Below are 21,490 nucleotides of genomic sequence, written 5' to 3'. Positions count from 1 at the left end.
GCGCGCCCGGGTCACGTTCTTCAGCGGCAGCGGTTGATCGCGTCGCGCAGCACGCGCGCCTCGCGGGCCGCGGCGTCGGCGTAGTCGTCATCGCTGGATGCGTAGAGGATCGCGCGCGACGAACTGACCATCAGCCCGGCCCCGTCCGCGGTTTTCGCGTTCGCCACCACCGCTTCGACATCGCCGCCCTGGGCGCCGATGCCGGGCACCAGGAACGGCATGTCGCCGACGATCGCGCGCACCTCGCGCAGCTGTTCCGGCCAGGTCGCGCCGACCACCAGCGACACGTTGCCGTGACCGTTCCAGTCGCGGGCGATGGTCTCGGCAACGTGCTGGTACAGCGGGCGCGTACCGCCGGCGTGTGCCACCGGCAGGTCCTGCAGATCGGCCGCGCCCGGGTTCGACGTGCGGCACAGGATCACCACGCCCTTGTCGGCGCGATCAAGGAAGGGCTGCACCGAATCACGGCCAAGGTAGGGATTCACCGTGACCGCATCGGCGCCGTGACGCTCGAAGGCCTCGGCGACATAACGCTGCGCGGTGCTGCCGATGTCGCCGCGCTTGGCGTCGAGGATCACCGGTACGCCGGGATGCGCGGCATGCAGGTGCACGATCAGCCGGGACAGCGCGTCTTCCGCACCGAGCGCGGCGAAGTGCGCGATCTGCGGCTTGAACGCGCAGGCGTACTCGGCCGTCGCATCGGCGATGTCGCGGCAGAACGCGAACACCGCATCGGGATCGTTCGCGAAACGGGCGGGAAACTTCGCCGGTTCGGGATCGAGGCCGACGCAGACCAGCGTGTCGGCGGATTGCCAGCGCGCACGCAGCGCCTGCATGAAGGTGGGCGTCATGGAACGGCTCTCAAGTGACGATGATCGGCGCGCCGTGGGTGACGACGACGGTGTGCTCGAACTGCGCCCCGAAGCCCTTGGGGCAGATCAGCGACCAGCCGTCGTCCAACTCTTCGGTGCGCGTGGCATGCGTGGCCAGGAACGGCTCGACGGTGATCACCATGCCGTCGTGCAGGCGGCGGGTGTCGCGACGATCGAAGTAGCCGGGGATCGAACCGGGCGATTCGTGCAGCGCACGACCGACGCCGTGGCTCTGCAGGTTGCGGATGACGCGAAAGCCTCGTCGCGCGGCGACGGTCTCGATGGTGCGGCCGATGCCGCTGAGCAGCTCGCCGGCGCGCAGTTGCGCGATCGCGGCGTCGCGCGCCTCGCGGGTCGCGTCGAGCAGGCGCTGCTGCGCCGCGCTGGCGGTGCCGACGACGAAGCTCGCGCCGGTGTCGGCGAAGAAACCGTCGAGTTCGGCCGAGACGTCGATGTTGACCAGGTCGCCATCGCGAAGCGGCGTCGCATCCGGAATGCCGTGCGCGACGACGCGGTTGACGCTGATGCAGGTCGCGGCCGGGAAGCCGTAGGTCAGCACCGGCGCGGACTGCGCGCCGGCGTCGCGCATCAGGTCGGCACCGATGGCATCCAGGTCACGCGGTGTGGTGCCGGCCAGGGCCTGCTCGCGCATCGTCGACAGGATGCGTGCCACCAGCGCGCCGGCGCGCCGGAGGCCTTCGAGTTCTTCCAGGGTCTGGATGGTCATGGCAATGGCCCCTCCGCGGGTGGCAGTGACAGGATTTCCGGTGCCGCCTCGCTGGCGCCCGGCGCATCACCGGACGGGCCGAGGACGAGAGCGCCGGCGGCGATCGAGTGGATCCGTCGTGTGGCGTGCTTGGCGCCCAGCACGGCATCCAGCGCTGGGCGCCAGGCGTCACCGCCGCCGCGCAGGACCAGCAGCATGCGCCTGTAATGATTGCCGCCCCCGCAGCCTTCCAGGGTGTAGGTGGCCAGCCCGTCCGGCGCGTCGTCGCCGTCGAGGTCGAGCGCGAACACGCGGTCGGCTCCGGATACCGCGCGCAGTCCTCCGCGTGGGCCGCTGCATCGGCATGCGCGCCGACCGCATCGCGCAGCGAGGCGGGAACCTCGACCGCCAGGGCGGCCAGGGCCGCTCCGGCTTCCCGGGTGAAATCGAGGGACGTGTCGTCGACGTCGACCGTCCGCGCGGCGGGCTCCAGCGACGTGGCCGGGGCCATCCGTCCGCCCGGAGCGCCGCCGCACGCGCCCAGCAGGGCGGCGGCGGTCAGCAGCGGGAGCGTGCGGGTGCGCATCGGAACCTTGGTCGGAAGAGCGCTGCGCGCGTACGCGCTTACTTCAGCGCCTTGAACCGCAGACGCTTCGGACCCGCGTCGTCGCCCATGCGGCGGCGCTTGTCCTCTTCGTACTCGCGGTAGTTGCCGGGGAAGAACTCGACGTGGCTGTCGCCCTCGAACGCGAGGATGTGCGTGGCGATGCGGTCGAGGAACCAGCGGTCATGCGAGATCACGAAGGTGTTGCCGGGAAACTCCAGCAGCGCGTCTTCGAGTGCGCGCAGGGTTTCGATGTCGAGATCGTTCGACGGTTCGTCGAGCAGCAGCACGTTGCCGCCCTGCAGCAGGGTCTTGGCCATGTGCAGGCGACCGCGCTCACCACCCGACAGCGTGCCCACCAGCTTCTGCTGGTCCTGGCCCTTGAAGTTGAAGCGGCCGATGTAGGCGCGCGACTGGATCTCGGTGCCGTTGATGTTGAGGATGTCGAGGCCGCCGGAGATTTCCTGGAAGACGTTGTGGTTGCCCTCCAACGCATCGCGGCTCTGATCGACGTAACTCAGCTGCACGGTCGGACCGACCACGATCTCGCCCGAGTCCGGCTTCTCCTGCCCGGTGATCATCTTGAACAGCGTGGACTTGCCCGCGCCGTTCGGACCGATGATGCCGACGATGGCGCCCGGCGGAACGATCATCGACAGGTTGTCGATCAGCAGGCGGTCACCGAACTTCTTGGAGACGTTCTTGAACTCCATCACCGCGTTGCCCAGGCGCTCGCCCGGCGGGATGAACAGCTCGTTGGTCTCGTTGCGCTTCTGGTAGTCCACCGACTGCAGCTCTTCCAGGCGCGCAAGACGGGCTTTGCCCTTGGAGCGGCCGCCCTTGGCGTTCTGCCGCGACCACTCCAGTTCCTTCTGGATCGCCTTCTGGCGCGACTTCTCCTGGTTCTCTTCCTGCTTCAGGCGCTCGTCCTTCTGCGTCAGCCACTCGGTGTAGTTGCCCTTCCACGGAATGCCGCGGCCGCGGTCGAGTTCGAGGATCCACTCGGCGGCGTTGTCGAGGAAGTAGCGGTCATGGGTGACCGCGACGACGGTGCCGGCGTAGCGGGCGAGGAACTGCTCCAGCCATTCCACCGATTCGGCATCGAGATGGTTGGTGGGTTCGTCGAGCAGCAGCATGTCCGGCTTCTGCAGCAGCAGGCGGCACAGCGCGACGCGGCGCTTCTCGCCGCCCGACAGCTTGCCCACGATCGCATCCCACGGCGGCAGGCGCAGCGCGTCGGCGGCGACTTCCAGCTGGTTCTCCAGGGTGTGCGCGTCTCCGGCGGCGAGGATCGCCTCCAGGCGCTCCTGCTCCTTGGCGAGTGCGTCGAAATCGGCGCCTTCCTCGGCATAGGCGTCGTAGACCTTGTCCAGTGCGGCCTGGGCCTGCAGCACTTCGCCCACGCCTTCCTCGACCGCCTCGCGCACCGTCATCCCGGGATCGAGCTGCGGCTCCTGCGCCAGATAGCCCACCTTGATGCCGGCCTGCGGACGGGCCTCGCCTTCGAAATCGGTGTCGACGCCGGCCATGATGCGCAGCACCGTCGACTTGCCCGAGCCGTTGAGGCCCAGCAGGCCGATCTTCGCGCCCGGGAAGAACGACAGCGAGATGTCCTTGATGATCTGCCGCTTCGGCGGGACCACCTTGGACACGCGGTTCATGGTGTAGATGTATTGCGACATGGGGGCTCCGGTTGCGCCGGCCCGCGCCGGGGCCCGGTGGGGCGGCGTCGGGGGATGAGGGAATGACGCGATTATAGCGGCTCGCGCCGCACCGGGCCGGCGCGGCGCAGGGGGCGGCGCTACAATGGCGGGCCCCGCCGTTCACGTCTCCCGGAGCCTTCGATGTTCCAGCGCGCCGCCCGCCTCGACCAGTACGATCCCGATCTCGCCCAGGCCATCGCCAGCGAGGTCCGTCGCCAGGAGGACCACGTCGAGCTGATCGCCTCGGAGAACTACTGCAGCCCGCTGGTCATGGAGGCGCAGGGCAGCCAGCTGACCAACAAGTACGCCGAAGGCTACCCGGGCAAGCGCTACTACGGCGGTTGCGAATACGTCGACGTCGCCGAGCAGCTGGCGATCGACCGGCTCAAGCAGCTGTTCGGCGCCGACTACGCCAACGTGCAGCCGCATTCGGGCTCGCAGGCCAACCAGGCGGTCTATTTCGCGCTGCTGCAGCCGGGCGACACCATCCTCGGCATGTCGCTGGCCCATGGCGGCCACCTGACCCACGGCGCGAAGGTCAACGCGTCGGGCAAGCTGTTCAACGCGGTGCAGTACGGCGTCGACGAGGCCGGCCTGATCGACTACGACGAGGTCGAGCGTCTCGCCGTCGAGCACACGCCGAAGATGCTCATCGCCGGTTTCTCAGCGTATTCGCAGGTCATCGACTGGGCGCGCTTCCGCAGCATCGCCGACAAGGTCGGCGCGGTCTTCTTCGTGGACATGGCCCACATCGCCGGCCTGGTGGCCGCCGGTGTGTATCCGAGCCCGGTGCCGCACGCGCACGTGGTCACCTCGACCACGCACAAGACGCTGCGCGGTCCGCGCGGCGGGATCATCGTCGCCAGTCGCGAGGGTGCCGGCGAGAAGTTCGAGGAGTTCGAGAAGAAGCTGCAGTCGATCGTCTTCCCCGGCATCCAGGGCGGCCCGCTGATGCACGTGATCGCGGCCAAGGCCGTCGCATTCAAGGAGGCGCTGGAGCCGGAGTTCAAGACCTACCAGCAGCAGGTGGTGAAGAACGCGCAGGCCATGGCCGAGGTCATCGTCGAGCGCGGCTACAAGATCGTCTCCGGCGGCACGCAGAACCACCTGATGCTGGTCGACATGATCGGCAAGGACGTCAGCGGCAAGGACGCGGAAGAAGCCTTGGGCCGCGCCCACATCACCGTCAACAAGAATTCCGTGCCGGGCGATCCGCGCAAGCCCTTCGTGACCTCGGGCCTGCGCCTGGGCACGCCGGCGGTGACCACGCGCGGCTACCTCGAGCAGGACTGCGCGGACCTCGCGCACTGGATCTGCGACGTGCTCGACGCGCCGGCGGACGACACCGTCATTGCCGCCGTGCGCGACAAGGTTGCCGCGCAGTGTGCGAAGTATCCGGTGTACGGCTGAGATGTGGGCGTCGTCCTTGGCTGTGCTGCTGGCCGTCGTGGCCGGGCAGGGATATCAGCCAGTAGACGTGACGCCCGAAATCGATCCCGTCTATACCGAATCGGACCCCGACACGCTGCTGGTCTGCCCGGACGGCACGACGCCGCGAATGACGGAAGACGAGTTGCGCAGGCAGCTCGAGGCATGGCTGGGCGATCTGGTGGATCAGGATGTTTCCGGAGCGACCGAAGTCACACTGCTCGAGCGTCCTGCAGAATTGCGTTATCCACGCAGGCCCTTGGCCGGCTACAAGGCGGGGCACGTCGTCGTCATGATGCTGATCGAGAACGACGGCACGGTGCCGGGGGTGCTGGTCAACTGCAGTTCGGATCCGCTCTACGAAGCGAGCGCGGTGGAGTTCGTGTCGGGCTACCGCTTCAGCCCCGCTACCTTGCACGGCAAGCCGATCCGCTCGAACGGACGGCAGCCGATCGACTTCGGCTTGCCGTCCCGCTGACCGCGCTCGGAATTTCTCCTCATGCATTGCCCCTTCTGTCAGCACACCGACACCCGCGTCATCGATTCGCGCGTGTCTGAGGACGGCGCGACGATCCGTCGTCGCCGCGAGTGCGAAGCGTGTGGCGAGCGGTTCAGCACGCTGGAGACGATCGAGCTCAAATTGCCGGCGATCATCAAGGACGACGGCCGGCGCGAGCCCTTCGATGCGAAGAAACTGCGTCTGAGCATGGACCGCGCGCTGCACAAGCGGCCCGTGTCCGAGGAAGAAGTGGAAACCGCGGTGCGCGCCGTCGTGCATCACCTGCGCATGACCGCCGAACGCGAGGTCTCGTCGCGGCGTGTGGGCGAGTTCGTCATCGGCGAATTGCGCAAGCTCGACCACGTCGGCTTCGTGCGCTTCGCCTCCGTCTACCGCTCGTTCGAGGACGTGGCTGATTTTCGCGAGGAACTCGACCGCCTGGAACGCGACCTGCCGGGCGACGGCCAGCTGCCGCTGCTCGAAGGCGGCCCCGCGGTGCCCGCGAAGCCGGACCGGCCCAAACGGCGCTAGCGCCGATGTCGAGCCACCGCCGGCACCGGTTTTCCCGGCAGGCCTTGCGCAGGGGTGAGGCGGGAGTCGCTGCCAGATTGGGCCTTGCGGGCGCGTGCGTCGGCGGCCTGTGGTGGGGGTTGGGCAGGCCCGATGGCGCCGTGTTTTGGTCATTCGCGGGTCTCTATCTGGTCTATGCCGCCTGGCAGGCTGTTCGCGAGCGCCGCTTCGAGCGCCAGCGCTGGGAGGTGAAGCGTCGGTACGAGGTCTGGTTCGAACCCGGCGTGATGCATGTCGCGGTCCCGTTGGTGCCGGGCGAATCGCTGCCGCTCGATTCCATCGTGAACATCGAGGCGATCATCGAGCGGTCACGCGTGACGCGCCTCCTCGTGGACGACAGGTCCGGCGAGCGTGCGATCTATTCCGGCTTCGAAGACATGGCGGCCTTCGCGCATGATTTCCGCGATGCCGCGCCGCACGCCCCCTTTCGCAACATGCGCATGGGCTTCTTCATGCGACTCCGGGAAATCCGATGATGCCGTTCTCGCAACACGATCACCGCCACATGGCCCGCGCATTGCAACTGGCCGAGCGTGGCGCCTGGACCACGCGACCCAACCCGATGGTCGGCTGCGTGCTGGCACGCGACGACCACGCTGTCGGTGAGGGCTTCCACGTGCGGAAAGGCGGCCCGCATGCCGAGGTGGTGGCGCTGGAGGCCGCAGGCACCGCTGCGCGTGGCGCGACGGCCTACGTCACGCTCGAGCCGTGTGCGCATACCGGCAGCACCGGGCCCTGCGCCGATGCGCTGATCGCAGCGGGCGTGTCCCGCGTGGTCGCCGCGATGCGCGATCCGTTTCCACAGGTCGACGGCGCCGGCTTCGAACGCCTGCGTGCGGCAGGCGTCGAGGTCGCGTCCGGCCTGATGGAGGCGCAGGCGCGCATGCTCAACCGCGGGTTCCTCTCGCGTGTCGAGCGCGGCCGCCCCTGGGTACGGCTCAAGCTGGCCTGCAGCCTCGACGGCCGCACCGCGCTGGCTAACGGCGAATCGAAGTGGATCAGCGGCCCGGCCTCGCGCGCGGACGTCATGCGCTGGCGTGCGCGGGCGGGCGCGCTGCTGACCGGCAGCGGCACGGTGCTCGCCGACGATCCGCATCTGACCGTGCGCCTCGGCACCGACGCGCCGTTCGCGACCCCGCTGCGCGTCGTGCTCGACGCGGGGCTGGCGACGATCGCGCGCGGCAACATCCGCGACGCCGCCGCCCCCACGGTGTACGTGCACGCCCACGACACCAAGGTGCCCAAGGGCTTCGACGCGCCCAGGACCAGCGTCGCGCGCGATGCCGCCGGCCAGCTCGACCTGGCTGCCGTGCTCGCGCGTCTCGGCGATGCAGGAATCAACGAGGTCCAGGTCGAGGCCGGGGCCACGCTGGCCGGTGCGTTTCTTCGTGCCGGCCTCGTCGACGAGTTGCTGCTGTACATCGCGCCGGTGCTGCTCGGCGAGGGCGGCCGGCCGCTGTTCGACGGCCTCGGCATCGAGACGATGGCCCAGCGGCTGAAGCTGCAGACGATCGAGACCGTCCGCGTCGGCGACGATCTGCGCCTGTTGTTGCGTCCGTCCTCGTCCTGATCGGACCGGGCGTCAGCGCAGCGCGGCCCGCACGTACCCGCCTTGCACATCGGCGTCCGCCTCGGGCCGCACACACAGTCGCTCCCCGCACAGCTGCACATCGGCCGCGTTGTACGCCCTGAGCAGCTCGGCCGAAATGCGCTGGCGCTGCACTTCGCCGGCGTAGTACCGGGCCGACGACGCACCCGCGATCAGTATGGCCAGGAGCGCCACGCCGGCGACTCCGGTGCTTTTCCACAGCGCGCCCCGGTGCACACGGTCCGACCGTTGCGCCTGTGCAGCCAGCGCGTCCGATGCCCGCTGCAATTGCGCGCTCGACGCGTCCAGCTGCTGCATACAGCGCGCGACCGGCCGCTCGATCGCGCTGCCGACCTGCGCCGAAAGCGCGGTGTGCAACCGTTCCATCTGCTGGTCGGCCGACGCGCGCACCTGCTGGGGTATCTCGCGCGCGGATGTCTGCAGCGCCTCGCGGCTCTGGGCACAGTGGCGATCGAACTGGGCCACGAGCACCGCCATCTTGGCGAGCAGATCGTGCAGCGCGTCCTCGGTGATGTCGGTGGGCGCAGGTGGCATCAGCGCATCTCCATGACGGGCGCGGACGGGGCGTGGACCGGTGGCGCACTGGAACGCCGCGATTCGTTCTCGTTGGCCTGCACCTGCTGCTCCAGCATACGGGCCGCTTCCGCCTGCATGGACTGGACGGCCGGGCGTTGGGCGAGGGCGTCGATCATCTGCTGGAAGGTGCGGGCATCGCCCGTCTCCAGCGCGACCAGCATGCGGTCGAGTTGCCCCGACAGGGTCTCGGGTTGCGACACGCCGGATGCAGCCCCTGCCTGCGCCGGGGCCGGTATAGGGCGGTGCTGGTGCCGGTGCGGCGTGCCCTCGGGCGTACGGGTGAAATCGAAATGGCCGACGATGGGTGGATCCTGCCCGATGTCCAGATAGGCCTGGCGCACGTCGGTCTCCGCGCCGGTGGGAAGCGGCGTGCTGCCTGGCGGGAACGCCAGGCCGTTGCGTTCCAGCAGCACTTCCTGGAGGCGCAGCTGGCCCATGTCCAGTCGAATCGGCGGCGTGCTGCCATCCGCTTGTCGAGCGAGCTGCCGATGGGTGTAGATCACCACGGTCACCGCGTCGGCGCCGTAGTAGTTGGGATAGTCGGAGTCGCCGTGGTGGCCGATCCGGGTCTGTTCGGGCGGCTTGTCGAAGTAGTGGCGCGCCACGGCGGCGATGTTGGCCTCGGTCATGCGCAGGCTGCCGTCGTGCTCGAAAGCGAGGCCGGGTCTGGGCACCACTTGGCCGCTGGCGTCGTCCCTCACGACGAAGTCGTTGATCCGTTGTGTTCCTCTGTTCGTCTCGCGGTTCGCCAGATCGAACATCTCAGCCAGGGTTGCACGTGGGCTGTCCTGCTGCAGTTCGCTCTGCGTCGCGTTCCACCCGGCAATCTGTGCTTTGGCTTCATCGCTACGCGCGGCCTGCTGATAGCGCAGAAGCGGTGCGGTGTAGTCGTAGGCGGGGCCGCCGCCACGCGCGATCTGCGTGATGTCTTCGATAAAACGCAAACGCTCGGCCTGCTTGGCCGCGGCGTTCAGGCCGTGCTGCACCTCGTGCCCCATCACGAATATAAGGTCGGTGCGGGCTTGCGCATCGTGCTGGAAGGCGACCGGTGGCCGATGCAGCGCCGCTGGGGGGAAGGCAAGCGCGCCGGTGTCGGGATTGTAGGTGCCGCCGGCATGGACGGTGCCAGGCAGCGATTCGAAGACTCGCACCGGTGCTGCTTGCGTGGGTGCACTCGCGACACTGGCCAGGCGGAGTTGCGCCACCAGTGCGGGTGATCCATTCAGCGTGGCCTGCAGGTTGTCCACCATGTCTTGGCTGACGGGCTGTTGCCGCTGCTCGGCATCTGTCCATTGGCTATGTGCATATCCGGCGAGCATCTGCTGGATGCGCAGGGTGCCGGCCAATGCCGTCGATGACCTGGCATCGCGGGCGTCCAGTTGATCCGCCGGCACGGTGACTTGGCCGAGGATCTGATCGTATCGGCCGATCTGCAGGTTTGAACTCGCCGGCGCCGGCGCGAAGTCACGCACCTGCCCCAGTGCCGCGAGAGCCTCGTAGTCCGCTCGGAGTCCGGCATCGCTGGTCAACGCATCGCGCAGCGCCGCAGCCTGCACGGGCGCCACGTCCGGCCGCAGTGCGAAACGCTGCAAGGCCGCTTCCAGGTGCGCGCCTGGCCCGATGCTGGCATCGGCGCTGCTCACGGTTGATGCTTCTCGTAGAAGCCGACTGCGATGCGCATCACGCAGGGGCGGCGGCGGTCGGATTGCAGACTCGCCACCTCCGGCCGGTATCGGATGCTGGCGCTGATGTCGCCGCGCCGGTAATAGGTGTAAGGCAGTGGCCGGGGCTGCGCCGGCATCAGGCGGTGCTCGGTTTCACCGCGCGCGTTGGTGAAGGGGACGTAGTGCTGCAGTTCGTAGCTCACAAGGTCCTCGCGCTCTTGGAAACCCATCGCCAACAGCGCCTGGTGGTAGGCCTCGAAATCCATCGCGCACACCGGCGCCATGTCCACGCGGCTGGCATCTTCGCGGTGCAGGAAGTCCAGTTCGGCCATGGTCTGATCGGACTCCCCCTCGGTCTCTGAGAAGCCCAGCCGGTAGTGCCAGCCCGACTCGGGCATGCGGACGTTGAACTGCGGACCAGGCCTGCCGCGCTGCCCCTCCAGCTTGAGTCGCATGATCTCCTGCACATGATCGAGAGTGAGCTGGTCGTAACGCTGCAGACTGTCGATCAGCTGCAGGAACCGACGGCCCATCTCCGCCGGGCTCATGTCGGGCACTTCATCCTGCATGTGCAGGCCTGGATAGCGGGACTCGGGCGGTGCGGGCATGGCGCTGTCCTGGTGTCGGGGGACGGGGTGTGCACACGCGCTGGCCAGACAGGCCAGCAGCGCGGCGGCGCAGGTTCGCAGCAATTTCATGGTCGGGCTCGGGAGGCGCGCGGAGGTGTGGATGCGGATCGATGCTGGAAGAGGCCTGAGAACAGGGTGCAGGAGATTGAAGGCGCCTGCTGTCAGACATTCCCTCGACAGGCCGGCGCGGGCGTTCCGATCGAGGCACAGGTCGGTGGCACCTGGGTGTCGGCAGACCACCCCGGCATCGGACTGACGGGCGCAGCCAACTGGCAGGCGTGAGCGTGCAGCGGCGCGCGCAATGAAGCGTCCCGTCCCGGCGCCCGGATCGGGCCGGCAGCGCTGGTAGAATGCGCGGGTCGGCGGTGCCGGCAACACAATCGAATGTCTTCGGGGCGGGGTGGAAGTCCCCACCGGCGGTAGGCGCGGTCACGCGCGAGCCCGCGAGCGCCATCGGCACCTGCCGATGGGTCCAGCAGATCCGGTCGAACTCCGGAGCCGACGGTCAGAGTCCGGATGCGAGAAGACGACCTCTTGCGTGGCCCCGCGGCCGCGCACGCTGTCGCGTCCCGGACCGTTCCCTTTCGGCTTGACCGTGCGGGTGTTCCGCGCGGACGGAGGCAGCGACATGTTCACCGGACTGATCGAGGGCGTCGGACGCCTGGTGTCCACCGAAGCGCGCGGCGGCGACGCGCGCCTGCGCATCGCGGTCGGCACGCTGCCGTTCGACGACGTGGCGATGGGCGAGAGCATCGCGGTCAACGGCGTCTGCCTGACCGTGGTGGCGTTCGACGACGCGCACTTCGAGGCCGATGCCTCGACCGAGACCCTGTCGTTGACCACACTCGGCGCGCTGGCGCCGGGCCATGCGCTGAACCTCGAGCGCGCGATGCGCCCGACCGATCGCCTCGGCGGCCACATGGTCAGCGGCCACGTCGACGGCGTCGGTCGCGTCGCCTCGGTGCACGAGGACGCGCGCGCCCAGCGCTGGCGCTTCGATGCGCCTGCCGCATTGCTGAAGTACGTCGCCCACAAGGGCTCGATCTGCGTCGACGGCGTCAGCCTCACCGTCAATGCCGTCGACGCGGCCGGCTTCGAGGTCGCGCTGGTGCCGCACACGGTGGCGCACACGGCGTTCGGCAGCACCGCGGTCGGCGATGCGGTGAACCTGGAAGTGGATCTCGTGGCGCGTTACGTCGAGCGCCTGCTCGGCGCCGGCGTGGTCCCGGCGGGAGCGGCGGCATGAAATTCGCACCCGTCCCCGAGCTGCTGGAGGAGATCCGCGCCGGCCGCATGGTGGTGATCGTCGACGACGAGGACCGCGAGAACGAGGGCGACCTGATCATGGCCGCCGAGCTGGTCAAGCCCTCGGACATCAACTTCATGGTCACCCACGCCCGCGGCCTGGTGTGCCTGTCGATCACCCGCGAGCGCTGCGCCCAGCTCGGGCTGGCGCCGATGGTCCAGCACAACACCGCGCAGTTCCAGACCAACTTCACCGTCTCGATCGAGGCCGCCGAGGGCGTGACCACCGGCATTTCGGCCTACGACCGCGCACACACCGTGCGCACCGCGGTGCGTCCCGACGCCAAGCCGCGTGATCTCAGCCAGCCGGGCCACATCTTCCCGCTGACCGCCCAGCCCGGCGGCGTGCTCACCCGTGCCGGCCATACCGAGGCGGCGAGCGACCTGCCGATGCTCGCCGGGCTCGAGCCCGCGGGCGTGCTGGTCGAGGTACTCAATGCCGACGGCACGATGGCGCGCCGGCCGGAGCTGGAAGTCTTCGCGCAGACCCACGGCCTGAAGATCGGCTCGATCGCCGATCTCATCGCCTGGCGCCTGAGCAACGAGCACACGGTCGAGCGCATCGACACGCGCGAGATCGAAACCGAATTCGGTCCCTTCCAGCTGGTGACCTACCGCGACCGCATCGCCCACGATCTGCATTTCGCGCTGGTGCGCGGCACGCCGACGGCCGGAAACCCGACCCTGGTGCGCGTGCAGGTCGAGAATCCGCTCAGCGACCTGTTGCACTGGCGCCGGGACGATTTCGGCGTGGCCGCCACCGACGCGCTGCGCGCGATCGCCGACGCGGGGCAGGGCGTGATGGTGGTGCTGTCGGCCCCGCGCGACGGCGAGGCGTTGCTCGCGCGGCTGCGAAAGGAGCCGGTCGCGGTGAATGCGAAGGACGTCGGCCAGTGGCGGCGCAACGGCGCCGGCGCGCAGATCCTGGCCGAGCTCGGCCTGGGCAAGCTGCGCGTGCTGGGCACCCCGCGCAAGCAGATCGGCCTCGCCGGTTACGGGCTGGAGATCGTGGAGTACGTGCAGCCGTGAGCGCGCCGGTCACGGGCCGCGGCCGCGTCGACGCGGTAGACTTCCTGCCCCCCGTCCACGAAGCGTCGCCCTGACGATGAGCCATTTCGAAGGCGACCTGCGCGCGCCAGCCGGCGCCCGCTACGCGATCGTCGCCAGCCGCTGGAACCCCAAGATCACCGAGACCCTGGTCGCCGGCGCGCGCAAGGCGTTCGCCGATCACGGTGTCGCCGAGGACGCCGTGGACGTGATCCGCGTCCCCGGCGCCTGGGAGATTCCGGTGGCCTGCGCGCATCTGGCCGCGGGTGGCCGCTACGCCGCGCTGCTGGCACTGGGCTGCGTGGTGCGCGGCGACACCCGGCACTACGAACAGGTGGCCGACGGCTGCAGCGACGCGCTGATGCGCGTGGCGCTCGACAGCCGCGTGCCGGTGGCCAACGGCGTGCTCGCGGTCGAGGACTACGCCGATGCGGAGAAACGCGCCGGCGGCAACCACGGCAACAAGGGCGAGGAAGCCGCACTCGTCGCGATCGAAATGAGCCATCTGCTGGAACAAATCGCATGAACCAGACCCGCAGCCGCACCGGCGGCGTCGATCCCGTCCTGCGCTCGCGCGCGCGTCGACGCGCGTTGCAGGCCGTGTACGCGATGCAGATGTCCGGCACCGAGCCGCGCGAGACCGTTGCCCAGTTCGCCCACGAGCAGGCCAAGGAAGTGGCCGATCTGGCCTATTTCGAGGATCTGGTGCTCGGCGTCGGCACGCGCTATCGCGAACTCGATGCCGCGCTCGCGCCGTTCCTCGACCGTTCGATCGACGAGGTGGATCCGATCGAACGCGCGATGCTGCGCATCGCCACCTACGAGCTGCAGCACCGCGTCGACGTGCCGTATCGCGTGGTCATCGACGAGGCCCTGAAGACGGTCAAGCGCTTCGGCTCCGAACACGGCCACACCTACGTCAACGGCGTGCTCGACAAGGCCGCTTCGGCGTGGCGCGCGCCCGAGGTCGGGGCGCTGCGCGGACGTTGAGCCGCGCGCGTTGCCCCGGCGTCATGGCGCCAGCCGCTCGGGCAGGCCGGAACCTGCAACCCGGCGGTCTCCCCTCGCATCGCGTTCGACGCGGACGCAGGACGCAGGCATCGCGTCGGTCGCGGGTCCTCCGGCACCGTGCGGGCTGATGGCGTGAGCGGCGAATTCGATCTGATCGCGCGGATCCGGGAGCGGGCCGGCGGCCCGCACGCCGTCGCCGGACCGGACGGGGTCGTGCTCGGCATCGGCGACGATGCCGCCGTCCTGTCCCTGCCACCGGACCGGCAACTGGTGGTCGCCATGGACACGCTCAACACCGGTGTGCATTTCCCGCACGACACCGCCCCGGCGGACATCGGCTGGAAAGCGCTCGCGGTCAATCTCTCCGATCTCGCCGCGATGGGCGCCACACCGGCGTGGTGCACGCTGTCGCTGTCTCTGCCCGCGGGCGACCGCGTGTGGATCGACGCCTTCCTCGATGGATTCCTCGGCCTGGCCGAGGCGCACCGCACACGTCTGGTGGGCGGCGATACCACACGGGGGCCGCTGTCGGTCTGCGTCACCGTGCACGGTCTCGTCGCACCGGGCGCCGCGTTGCGGCGCGACGGTGCGCAGGCCGGCGACGACATCTGGATCAGTGGCACGCCGGGCGACGCGGCGGGTGCGCTTGCGCAGTGGAAGGCGGGCGCCGGGGGCGATGCGGCGCTGCGTGCCCGGCTCGACCGGCCGACGCCGCGAACGGCGCTGGGCATCGCCCTGATCGGCGTGGCCCACGCGGCGATCGACGTCTCCGATGGCCTGCTGGCGGACCTGCAGCATCTCGCCGGCGCGAGCGGACTGGCTGCGCGTATCGATCTGGGCGCGCTGCCGGTCTCACCCGCGCTCCGGGCCGCGTTCGGCGACGACGTCCGCTACGCCCTGCAGGCCACCGGTGGCGACGATTACGAACTCTGCTTCGCCGCGCCGTCCGCTGCGCGCGCGGCGGTGATCGACGCCGGACGGGTCTCGGCGACGCCGGTCACGCGGATCGGTCAACTGCTTACCGGATCGGGCGTGAGCGCATGGCGGGGCGATGTGCCCTGGACCCCGCCCTCGCGCGGCTGGGATCATTTCGGACGCGGCGAGGCGGACTAGCGCGAGGGCGATGCCGGTCCGTGGGCGAAGCGGTCCACGGCACGATCCGGCGCCGGACCCGCACCGGGCGCGCGGCACGGCGTTGGCGCGGACCATGTCCCCGTGACCGCCGATACCGAAGTACCGTCACCGGGTCGGGGCACGGCCCGGGACCGTCCGCATGCGGCTCTCGGCAGGCGCGCCGAGTGCGCGGACCGGCGCGGTCCGTTGCGGCCGGCATCGTCGCGTCGAAAACGCGCCGGGCCCGGAACCCGCCCGGTGACACACAGCCTCGGACGGTCGCGCATCGGCACCTGCATCCGCAAACGTTCGTGGCCCGCAGCGGGTGACGCTGATCTCGGCGCCGCGCGTTGCGCCAGGATCGGTTCGCTCGGGGCTGCGACCGGGCGAGTTCCCTCTCGACTCGAGCACTGTGCACCCTGACGCGTGCGCCGAAGCCTCGCGGAGCTTCCGCCGGCTCCCCGGGGCCGTCCGGTTCCCGGGAGCGCGTGCGCCGCGGTGCTGATCACGAGCTCCGCATGCCGACGATGCCTTACAGATCAGGGTGCGAGCTTCCAGTCCGCCGTGCCCGTCATTTCCGGCGGCGGCAGTGCCGACGTGCGGCGGCCAACGGAGTGGGCGGGCGGGAGTTGCCGCCGGTTGTACAGGACACGAGCAGCCGCGGATGCGGACCTCGTCTCCGGAGCTGTCTGCCGCGGCGCCCGTGGGGCCCGGGGGCGCGCGGATCAGTCGTCGGCGCGGAATGCGTCGCGGATCCAGTCCAGGGTCGGCGTGGCCGGATCGCCCGTGGCCGCGACCACGTCGAAACGGCAAGGCAGGTCGGACAGGTCGCGTCGACCGGCCAGGAACTGCTGCGCCGCCAGCACCAGGCGTCGGCGCTTTCCCGCATCCACCGACGCGGCGCCACCACCGAAGGCCTGCGAGCGGCGATGACGCACTTCCACGAACACGACCACGCGGCGCGCGTCGTCGCCATCGAGCATCACCAGATCGAGTTCGCCGCCGCGATAGCCGACGTTGGCGGCCAGCAGGCGCAGTCCTGCTGCTTCGAGATGACGGCAGGCGGCCCGCTCGACGTTCGCGCCGTCATCGCGCCGCGGGGTCAACCGCCGTCGGCCTGGCCCACGACGCTGCCGCCGCGCCAGGTCGCCCATGCCGGCTGGCGGACCACGTTGCCGTCCGTGGCGACACGGAGGACGCCGGTCGCGCCTTCGACCGACGCCTCGGTGTTGCGCGACAGGTGTTCGAGATAGCCGCTGAGCAGCCAGGCGTCGAAGCCGAACGCGAACAGCCGGGCTGCCGGGCCGCGCGCCGTGGGCAGATCGCGCGCGGCGGTGGCCTGCGGCGGCAGCGCGCGCGGGCCGGCGCCCGTCGTCCAGCGTTCGGCCGGAAACACGATCCCGTCGAGGATCTGGTCCTCCTGCGGCTGCCCGGTGCCCAGCGTCAGCTGCGACGTGCCGACGCGCGGCCGTCCGCCGAGCCCGGCGACCGAGAGCTGCGGCGCGACGACGCGTGCCTGGTTGCCACGGATCGCGAGAAACACGGCGTCCACACCGCCCTCGGCCGTCACCGCATTGCGGAAGACCTCGGTCTGGTCGGCCGGCGTGTCGCCGACGATGGCCACGGTGCCGGTCACCCGGCCACCGCCCTGGACGAGCCGCGCACGCAGGGCATCCACGCTGCGGCGTGCGTTCTCGTCGCCGTTGCTCAGCACCAGCACGTTGCGCGCATTGCGGGCGAGCAGGAGCTGCGCCGCGGCATCACCCTCGTCTTCGGGAGCCAGGGAGAAGGCCGCGGTGTTGTCGGGCGCCGCGGCGGGTCCGCGGTTCAGCGCCAGCACCGGCACCGAGGGTGCCGCTTGGAAGAGCGCGCCGACCTCGTCGCGCCCCAGCGGACCGACGATCTGGTCCGCGCCCTCGGCGATCGCGCGGGCATACGCCGACGCCGTGCCGGCCGCGGTGCCCGCGGTGTCGTAGAACGCGAGATCCGGGCGCGTGCGTCGCTCGCCGTAATAACCCGCCAGCAGCCCGTCGCGCACCGGCGCCGCCGCTGTCGCCAGGCTGCCGGTCATCGGCAACAGCACCGCGAGCCGGCGCGGGGGACGGTAACCGTCCCGCTCGGCTGCCGGGCGGTCGCCCTCGAAGGTCCAGCGGCCGGGATCGACCGGGCCGCTCGCTTCCGGTACCGCGCCCGTGCCCCCGGAGGTCTGCACCGTCGCGCAGCTGGCCAGCAGCGCCGCCAGCGACATGCACAGCGCCAGACGCGCGGCGCGACGCCGGGCGGGGCGGACGGAAGGGGCCTGGGACAGTGCTGCCATGTCGCGGTTCCGCTGCGGGATAATGTCCGCATTCTAGCGTTCGATCGTGGAGACCATGACTGCATCCGCCCGTACCGGCGCCGCGCCGGGCCAGTTGCACGTCGTCGCCACCCCGATCGGCAATCTCGGCGACCTGTCGCCCCGCGCGCAGGCCGTCTTGCGCGGCGTCGATGCGATCTGCGCGGAGGACACCCGGCACACGCGCCAGCTGCTCGGCCACTTCGGCATCGAGCGTCCGCTGGTTGCGCTGCACGAGCACAACGAGGACGGCCTGGCCGCGCGTCTGGTCGAGCGCCTGCAGGCGGGCGAATCGCTGGCCCTGGTCAGCGATGCGGGTACGCCCTTGGTCAGCGATCCGGGCTATCGCCTGGTGCGCGCCGCGCGCGCGGCGGGACTACGGGTGTCGCCGGTGCCCGGGCCGAGCGCATTGATCGCGGCGCTGAGCGTGGCCGGGCTGCCCAGTGACCGCTTCGTGTTCGAGGGCTTCCTGCCGGCCAAGGCCGGCGCGCGCCGCGAGCGCCTGCAGGCCCTGATCGCCGAGCCGCGCACGCTGCTGTTCTACGAGGCCTCGCACCGCATCGCCGAGATGCTCGCCGATGCGGCCGAGGTGTTCGGCGGCGACCGGCCGGCAGTGGTGGCGCGCGAGCTGACCAAACTGTTCGAGACCGTGCTCGACGGTCCGCTCGCTGCGCTCGCGGCGCGGGTGGCCGCCGAGGCCGACCAGCGCAAGGGCGAGTTCGTCGTGATCGTCGAAGGCGTCGGCGAGAACGCCGATGCCCGCCTCGCGGACGGGCGGCGCGTGTATGCGTTGCTGGCACGGGAGATGAAGCCGTCGCAGGCGGCGAAACTGGCCGCCGACATCACCGGTGCACCGCGCAAGGCGCTCTACGGCGGGCAGGCCGAGCCGGACGCCGTCGCTTGACGTGTCGACGGCCGACCGGCCTGCGCTGACCCGGTCCGCCCGCCGGGCGCTGCGGCGTGCACGGTCGCCTTGCTGGCGGAGCCGCATGGTGCTTCCAGGGATCGGGATCTCCCCAGATCGCCGCAGGCGCCACGGTGCGCTCAGTTGATTCGGCTTCATCGGCGTCGTGCCGGGGATGGCCGGTATCGCGCCGCTGCCGACGCTGGCCGCTGCCGGGCCCGGGCATGACGCGCTTCGGGTGCTGCGCGGGCGGTTCGTCCGGGGCGTGGGCGTGGCGGTTCTGCTGATCATCGCGCTCGCTGTGCCCGCGATGGCGCGTTGCGGACGAGCGGACCGGGCGCACCCGTCGCGGTGTAGAATCCGCCCCGGCGGAGTCGGCTGGACAGTCGCGTCATCCCGGGGGCTTCGGCGCCCGGCGATGCCGAGGAAAGTCCGGGCTCCACAGGGCACGGTGCCAGGTAACGCCTGGGCGGCGCGAGCCGACGGAAAGTGCAACAGAAAGATACCGCCCAAGACTGCTCCGGCAGGACGGCAAGGGTGAAATGGTGCGGTAAGAGCGCACCGCGAGCCTGGTAACAGGCCGGCACGGCAAACCCCACCGGGAGCAAGACCAAATAGGGACCTCATGACGCGGCCCGCGTCGGGTCCGGGTAGGTTGCTCGAGCGTATCGGTGACGATGCGCCTAGAGGAATGACTGTCCACGACAGAACCCGGCTTACAGGCCGGCTCCGCCACCCTTTTTTTCGGAACGCCCCGACCTGAGCGCCGCGATTTCGGGCGCGTGTCGCCTGCAGGGTTTGCAGGCGGCCACCCGCTCGTCGACACGCGTATCGCATGGTCGCGCAGTTCCGCGAACCAAACCCGTTCCCGTAGGCGGCCCCTCACGCGCCCCGTGACGATTTCGTAAAGGCCGCGTGAGAGTCACGTGCAGGGCGCTGAAGCCGTCCGATCTCAAAATTTGAGACGAAACAGACGCTTGTGGATAAACCTTGAACAAGTCTGTGAAGAGTGCTGCAAGTCATTGACGCAACAGGCGAAAACAGGGCGGGAAAGCTGTTGACAACCCTCAGGAGCGGTCCTAAGGTGGCGCCTCGTGGGAAAACCGGGAATTTCGTGGTTTTCCGTCGCACAAGCCCGCGCAAGACGGGCGCCAACCGGGCAGGACCGACGTGTTCCAGGGCGAGACCGCCATCACCATCGACGACAAGGGCCGACTGGCGATTCCCACCGCCTATCGGGACCTGATCGCGCGCGAGTGCGGCAACCGCCTGGTGCTGACCTACAACCCCTTCGACGCGGGCAGCCTCTATCTCTATCCGCATGCGGTCTGGGAGGCGGTGCGCGACAAGGTGAATGCCCTGCCGCGGACCCGGTCCACCCATCGCACGCTGCAGCTCAAGCTGGTCGGCGCGGCGATGGAGGTCGAACCCGACGGCAACGGCCGGATCGGCATTCCGGCCAGCCAGCGCACGACCGTGGGGATCGAGCGTCGCGCGGTGCTGGTGGGGATGGGCGACAAGTTCGAACTGTGGAGCGAGCAGGCCCACCAGGCCCAGATCCGGCAGACGCTCACCGACGACGACATGGCGGGCGACGATCTCGAAGGATTGCAGTTGTGACCGCGGGTGGTGCGGATGCCACGTCCGGCCACCTTCCGGTGCTGTATGCGCAAGTCCTCGAAGGTCTGCGCGTACACGCGGACGGACGCTACCTCGACGGCACGTTCGGGCGCGGCGGTCACGCCGGCGGCGTGCTGGAACGCCTCGGTGCCGATGGCCGGCTGCTGGTGATGGACAAGGATCCCGAAGCGATCGCGGTGGCGCAGGCCCGCTTCGGCGACGACACGCGTGTGGCGGTCCGGCGGGGCAGCTTCGCCGATCTCGCCCACTGGGACGATGCGACCGCCGCCCCGCTCGACGGCGTCCTGTTCGACCTCGGCGTGTCGTCCCCGCAGCTCGACGTCGCCGAACGCGGCTTCAGCTTCGGCAAGGACGGGCCGCTGGACATGCGCATGGATCCCGACGCAGGCGAGAGCGCCGCCGAGTGGATCGCGCGCGCCGACGAGGGCGCGATCGCCGACGTGCTGTGGACCTATGGCGAGGAGCGCATGAGCCGGCGTATCGCCCGCGCGATCGTCGCCCGGCGCGCCGAGGCCCCGTTCCTGCGCACCGCCGACCTGGCCGCGGTGATCGCCGCCAATGTTCCGCGCGGCCGCAGCAAGCCGGGCCAGAAGGAAACCCATCCGGCGACGCGTTCGTTCCAGGCGATCCGCATCCACGTCAATCGCGAGCTGGCCGATCTCGAAACCGGCCTCGACGCTGCGCTGGACGCCTTGCGTGCGGGTGGCCGGCTCGCGGTGATCAGCTTCCATTCGCTGGAAGACCGCATCGTCAAGCGCTTCATCGCCGGCCATGCCAAGGCGCCTGCCGGCAACCGTCGGCTGCCCGAGGCCGCGCCGTTCGTACCGCGCCTGCGCATCGTCGCCGACGCGACCAAGGCCGACGACGGCGAACTGCGCGCCAACCCGCGCGCACGCAGCGCCGTGTTGCGCGTGGCCGAAAAATGCGCGACGGACGGTGCCGCATGACCTTCGGCCGCCTGCTGATCGCCGTGTTGCTGGCCGCGAACATCGTCACCGCGATCGGCGTGGTGCATGCGCGCCACGATTACCGCCAGCTGTACGTGCAGCTCACGCGGCTGGAGCGCGCACGCGACGAGCTCAACATCGATTTCGGCCGCCTGCAGCTCGAACAGGCCACCTGGGCGATGAGCAATCGCGTGGACCAGGTCGCCCGCGAGCGCCTCGGCATGCGCTTTCCCGAGACCGCCGAGATCGTGGTGGTGCGGCCGTGAACTTCCGCAGGTTCATCAAGGCCGGCGACGGCCATGCCAAGAAGCCGCGCAAGCGCGCGCA

Annotated in this window: 23 protein-coding genes, 1 other RNA gene and 1 riboswitch; of the genes, 15 read left to right on the top strand and 9 right to left on the bottom strand. The window is 70.0% G+C overall.

What is annotated here, in order from left to right:
- Positions 1 to 20: 20 nt before the first annotated feature.
- From pyrF to ettA, 4 genes are all read right to left on the bottom strand, one after another.
- The gene (pyrF, locus tag H0E82_RS08850; protein WP_180545096.1) at positions 21 to 851 is read right to left on the bottom strand and encodes an orotidine-5'-phosphate decarboxylase; all 831 of its coding nucleotides are present in this window, start codon (positions 849 to 851) and stop codon (positions 21 to 23) included.
- Between the two features lie 10 nt (positions 852 to 861).
- Positions 862 to 1,599, bottom strand: a complete 738-nt coding sequence (gene map / locus H0E82_RS08845; protein WP_180545095.1) for a type I methionyl aminopeptidase — start codon at positions 1,597 to 1,599, stop codon at positions 862 to 864.
- Positions 1,596 to 1,889: a hypothetical protein gene (locus H0E82_RS08840; protein WP_180545094.1), complete on the bottom strand. Its 294-nt coding sequence runs from the start codon at positions 1,887 to 1,889 to the stop codon at positions 1,596 to 1,598. Before H0E82_RS08840 ends, map begins: the two co-directional genes overlap by 4 nt.
- Before the next feature lie 313 nt (positions 1,890 to 2,202).
- Positions 2,203 to 3,864 carry an energy-dependent translational throttle protein EttA gene (ettA, locus tag H0E82_RS08835; RefSeq protein ID WP_180545093.1) on the bottom strand — a complete coding sequence of 554 codons (1,662 nt, stop codon included), beginning with the start codon at positions 3,862 to 3,864 and terminating at the stop codon, positions 2,203 to 2,205.
- Positions 3,865 to 4,026: 162 nt separating this feature from the next.
- Between ettA and glyA the strand changes: the two genes are divergently transcribed.
- The 5 genes from glyA to ribD are packed head-to-tail and all read left to right on the top strand — an operon-like array spanning position 4,027 to position 7,952.
- Positions 4,027 to 5,295 carry a serine hydroxymethyltransferase gene (gene glyA, locus H0E82_RS08830; protein ID WP_180545092.1) on the top strand — a complete coding sequence of 423 codons (1,269 nt, stop codon included), beginning with the start codon at positions 4,027 to 4,029 and terminating at the stop codon, positions 5,293 to 5,295.
- Positions 5,296 to 5,317: 22 nt separating this feature from the next.
- A complete protein-coding gene (locus H0E82_RS08825; protein WP_328796999.1) occupies positions 5,318 to 5,791 on the top strand; it encodes an energy transducer TonB in 474 nt (157 codons plus the stop codon).
- A gap of 21 nt (positions 5,792 to 5,812) precedes the next feature.
- Positions 5,813 to 6,343, top strand: a complete 531-nt coding sequence (nrdR, locus tag H0E82_RS08820) for a transcriptional regulator NrdR (protein ID WP_180545090.1) — start codon at positions 5,813 to 5,815, stop codon at positions 6,341 to 6,343.
- A gap of 5 nt (positions 6,344 to 6,348) precedes the next feature.
- Positions 6,349 to 6,858, top strand: a complete 510-nt coding sequence (locus tag H0E82_RS08815) for a hypothetical protein (RefSeq protein ID WP_180545089.1) — start codon at positions 6,349 to 6,351, stop codon at positions 6,856 to 6,858.
- Positions 6,858 to 7,952 carry a bifunctional diaminohydroxyphosphoribosylaminopyrimidine deaminase/5-amino-6-(5-phosphoribosylamino)uracil reductase RibD gene (gene ribD, locus H0E82_RS08810; protein WP_180545088.1) on the top strand — a complete coding sequence of 365 codons (1,095 nt, stop codon included), beginning with the start codon at positions 6,858 to 6,860 and terminating at the stop codon, positions 7,950 to 7,952. The genes H0E82_RS08815 and ribD overlap by 1 nt, the downstream gene beginning before the upstream one ends.
- A gap of 12 nt (positions 7,953 to 7,964) precedes the next feature.
- On the opposite strand, the gene H0E82_RS08805 is transcribed toward ribD, so the two are convergent.
- From H0E82_RS08805 to H0E82_RS08795, 3 genes are read right to left on the bottom strand one after another with little or no spacing between them, the layout of a single operon-like run.
- Entirely contained in the window at positions 7,965 to 8,525 is a 561-nt protein-coding gene (locus tag H0E82_RS08805; protein WP_180545087.1) for a hypothetical protein, read from the bottom strand.
- Entirely contained in the window at positions 8,525 to 10,210 is a 1,686-nt protein-coding gene (locus H0E82_RS08800) for a hypothetical protein (protein WP_180545086.1), read from the bottom strand. Before H0E82_RS08800 ends, H0E82_RS08805 begins: the two co-directional genes overlap by 1 nt.
- The gene (locus H0E82_RS08795) at positions 10,207 to 10,929 is read right to left on the bottom strand and encodes a hypothetical protein (protein ID WP_180545085.1); all 723 of its coding nucleotides are present in this window, start codon (positions 10,927 to 10,929) and stop codon (positions 10,207 to 10,209) included. The genes H0E82_RS08800 and H0E82_RS08795 overlap by 4 nt, the downstream gene beginning before the upstream one ends.
- A gap of 313 nt (positions 10,930 to 11,242) precedes the next feature.
- A riboswitch (FMN riboswitch) is annotated at positions 11,243 to 11,392 on the top strand.
- 96 nt (positions 11,393 to 11,488) lie between these two features.
- Between H0E82_RS08795 and H0E82_RS08790 the strand changes: the two genes are divergently transcribed.
- The 5 genes from H0E82_RS08790 (at position 11,489) to thiL (ending at position 15,336) form a co-directional block, all read left to right on the top strand.
- The gene (locus H0E82_RS08790; protein ID WP_180545084.1) at positions 11,489 to 12,106 is read left to right on the top strand and encodes a riboflavin synthase; all 618 of its coding nucleotides are present in this window, start codon (positions 11,489 to 11,491) and stop codon (positions 12,104 to 12,106) included.
- Positions 12,103 to 13,194, top strand: a complete 1,092-nt coding sequence (gene ribB / locus H0E82_RS08785) for a 3,4-dihydroxy-2-butanone-4-phosphate synthase (protein ID WP_180545083.1) — start codon at positions 12,103 to 12,105, stop codon at positions 13,192 to 13,194. Before H0E82_RS08790 ends, ribB begins: the two co-directional genes overlap by 4 nt.
- Before the next feature lie 76 nt (positions 13,195 to 13,270).
- On the top strand, positions 13,271 to 13,738 hold the full coding sequence (ribH, locus tag H0E82_RS08780) for a 6,7-dimethyl-8-ribityllumazine synthase (protein WP_180545082.1): 468 nt from the start codon (positions 13,271 to 13,273) through the stop codon (positions 13,736 to 13,738).
- Positions 13,735 to 14,202: a transcription antitermination factor NusB gene (nusB, locus tag H0E82_RS08775; protein WP_180545081.1), complete on the top strand. Its 468-nt coding sequence runs from the start codon at positions 13,735 to 13,737 to the stop codon at positions 14,200 to 14,202. The genes ribH and nusB overlap by 4 nt, the downstream gene beginning before the upstream one ends.
- Before the next feature lie 153 nt (positions 14,203 to 14,355).
- Positions 14,356 to 15,336, top strand: coding sequence for a thiamine-phosphate kinase (gene thiL, locus H0E82_RS08770; protein WP_180545080.1), 981 nt, complete (start codon positions 14,356 to 14,358; stop codon positions 15,334 to 15,336).
- Positions 15,337 to 16,061: 725 nt separating this feature from the next.
- Here thiL and H0E82_RS08765 read toward each other — a convergent pair.
- Together H0E82_RS08765 and H0E82_RS08760 are read right to left on the bottom strand one after the other, a co-directional pair.
- Positions 16,062 to 16,490, bottom strand: coding sequence for a YraN family protein (locus H0E82_RS08765; RefSeq protein WP_180545079.1), 429 nt, complete (start codon positions 16,488 to 16,490; stop codon positions 16,062 to 16,064).
- Positions 16,439 to 17,653 carry a penicillin-binding protein activator gene (locus tag H0E82_RS08760; protein ID WP_180545078.1) on the bottom strand — a complete coding sequence of 405 codons (1,215 nt, stop codon included), beginning with the start codon at positions 17,651 to 17,653 and terminating at the stop codon, positions 16,439 to 16,441. The genes H0E82_RS08765 and H0E82_RS08760 overlap by 52 nt, the downstream gene beginning before the upstream one ends.
- Before the next feature lie 55 nt (positions 17,654 to 17,708).
- Here H0E82_RS08760 and rsmI point away from each other — a divergent pair, with 55 nt between their 5' ends.
- The 5 genes from rsmI (at position 17,709) to ftsL (ending at position 21,429) form a co-directional block, all read left to right on the top strand.
- A complete protein-coding gene (gene rsmI, locus H0E82_RS08755) occupies positions 17,709 to 18,575 on the top strand; it encodes a 16S rRNA (cytidine(1402)-2'-O)-methyltransferase (protein ID WP_180545077.1) in 867 nt (288 codons plus the stop codon).
- 370 nt (positions 18,576 to 18,945) lie between these two features.
- Positions 18,946 to 19,310: RNase P RNA component class A (gene rnpB, locus H0E82_RS08750), an RNA gene on the top strand.
- Positions 19,311 to 19,745: 435 nt separating this feature from the next.
- Positions 19,746 to 20,195 (top strand): division/cell wall cluster transcriptional repressor MraZ, encoded by a 450-nt coding sequence (gene mraZ / locus H0E82_RS08745; protein ID WP_180545076.1) that lies wholly within the window; start codon positions 19,746 to 19,748, stop codon positions 20,193 to 20,195.
- Entirely contained in the window at positions 20,192 to 21,163 is a 972-nt protein-coding gene (gene rsmH / locus H0E82_RS08740) for a 16S rRNA (cytosine(1402)-N(4))-methyltransferase RsmH (protein WP_328796992.1), read from the top strand. Before mraZ ends, rsmH begins: the two co-directional genes overlap by 4 nt.
- Complete coding sequence (ftsL, locus tag H0E82_RS08735) at positions 21,160 to 21,429, top strand: cell division protein FtsL (protein WP_180545075.1); 270 nt, start codon at positions 21,160 to 21,162, stop codon at positions 21,427 to 21,429. Before rsmH ends, ftsL begins: the two co-directional genes overlap by 4 nt.
- Positions 21,430 to 21,490: the final 61 nt, after the last annotated feature.

The organism is Luteimonas deserti (assembly GCF_013425765.1).
GTDB classification, from domain to species: domain Bacteria; phylum Pseudomonadota; class Gammaproteobacteria; order Xanthomonadales; family Xanthomonadaceae; genus Luteimonas; species Luteimonas deserti.
The sequence above is the reverse complement of the archived record's forward strand: the minus strand, read 5'-3'. Positions and strand labels throughout refer to the sequence as shown.

Bases quoted from the DNA above. Each gene is read 5' to 3' on its own strand.
- pyrF (WP_180545096.1), bottom strand. From the start codon at position 851: ATGACGCCCACCTTCATGCAGGCGCTGCGTGCGCGCTGGCAATCCGCC.
- map (WP_180545095.1), bottom strand. From the start codon at position 1,599: ATGACCATCCAGACCCTGGAAGAACTCGAAGGCCTCCGGCGCGCCGGC.
- ettA (WP_180545093.1), bottom strand. From the start codon at position 3,864: ATGTCGCAATACATCTACACCATGAACCGCGTGTCCAAGGTGGTCCCG.
- glyA (WP_180545092.1), top strand. From the start codon at position 4,027: ATGTTCCAGCGCGCCGCCCGCCTCGACCAGTACGATCCCGATCTCGCC.
- nrdR (WP_180545090.1), top strand. From the start codon at position 5,813: ATGCATTGCCCCTTCTGTCAGCACACCGACACCCGCGTCATCGATTCG.
- H0E82_RS08815 (WP_180545089.1), top strand. From the start codon at position 6,349: ATGTCGAGCCACCGCCGGCACCGGTTTTCCCGGCAGGCCTTGCGCAGG.
- ribD (WP_180545088.1), top strand. From the start codon at position 6,858: ATGCCGTTCTCGCAACACGATCACCGCCACATGGCCCGCGCATTGCAA.
- H0E82_RS08805 (WP_180545087.1), bottom strand. From the start codon at position 8,525: ATGCCACCTGCGCCCACCGACATCACCGAGGACGCGCTGCACGATCTG.
- H0E82_RS08795 (WP_180545085.1), bottom strand. From the start codon at position 10,929: ATGAAATTGCTGCGAACCTGCGCCGCCGCGCTGCTGGCCTGTCTGGCC.
- H0E82_RS08790 (WP_180545084.1), top strand. From the start codon at position 11,489: ATGTTCACCGGACTGATCGAGGGCGTCGGACGCCTGGTGTCCACCGAA.
- ribB (WP_180545083.1), top strand. From the start codon at position 12,103: ATGAAATTCGCACCCGTCCCCGAGCTGCTGGAGGAGATCCGCGCCGGC.
- ribH (WP_180545082.1), top strand. From the start codon at position 13,271: ATGAGCCATTTCGAAGGCGACCTGCGCGCGCCAGCCGGCGCCCGCTAC.
- nusB (WP_180545081.1), top strand. From the start codon at position 13,735: ATGAACCAGACCCGCAGCCGCACCGGCGGCGTCGATCCCGTCCTGCGC.
- H0E82_RS08765 (WP_180545079.1), bottom strand. From the start codon at position 16,490: ATGGGCGACCTGGCGCGGCGGCAGCGTCGTGGGCCAGGCCGACGGCGG.
- H0E82_RS08760 (WP_180545078.1), bottom strand. From the start codon at position 17,653: ATGGCAGCACTGTCCCAGGCCCCTTCCGTCCGCCCCGCCCGGCGTCGC.
- rsmI (WP_180545077.1), top strand. From the start codon at position 17,709: ATGACTGCATCCGCCCGTACCGGCGCCGCGCCGGGCCAGTTGCACGTC.
- ftsL (WP_180545075.1), top strand. From the start codon at position 21,160: ATGACCTTCGGCCGCCTGCTGATCGCCGTGTTGCTGGCCGCGAACATC.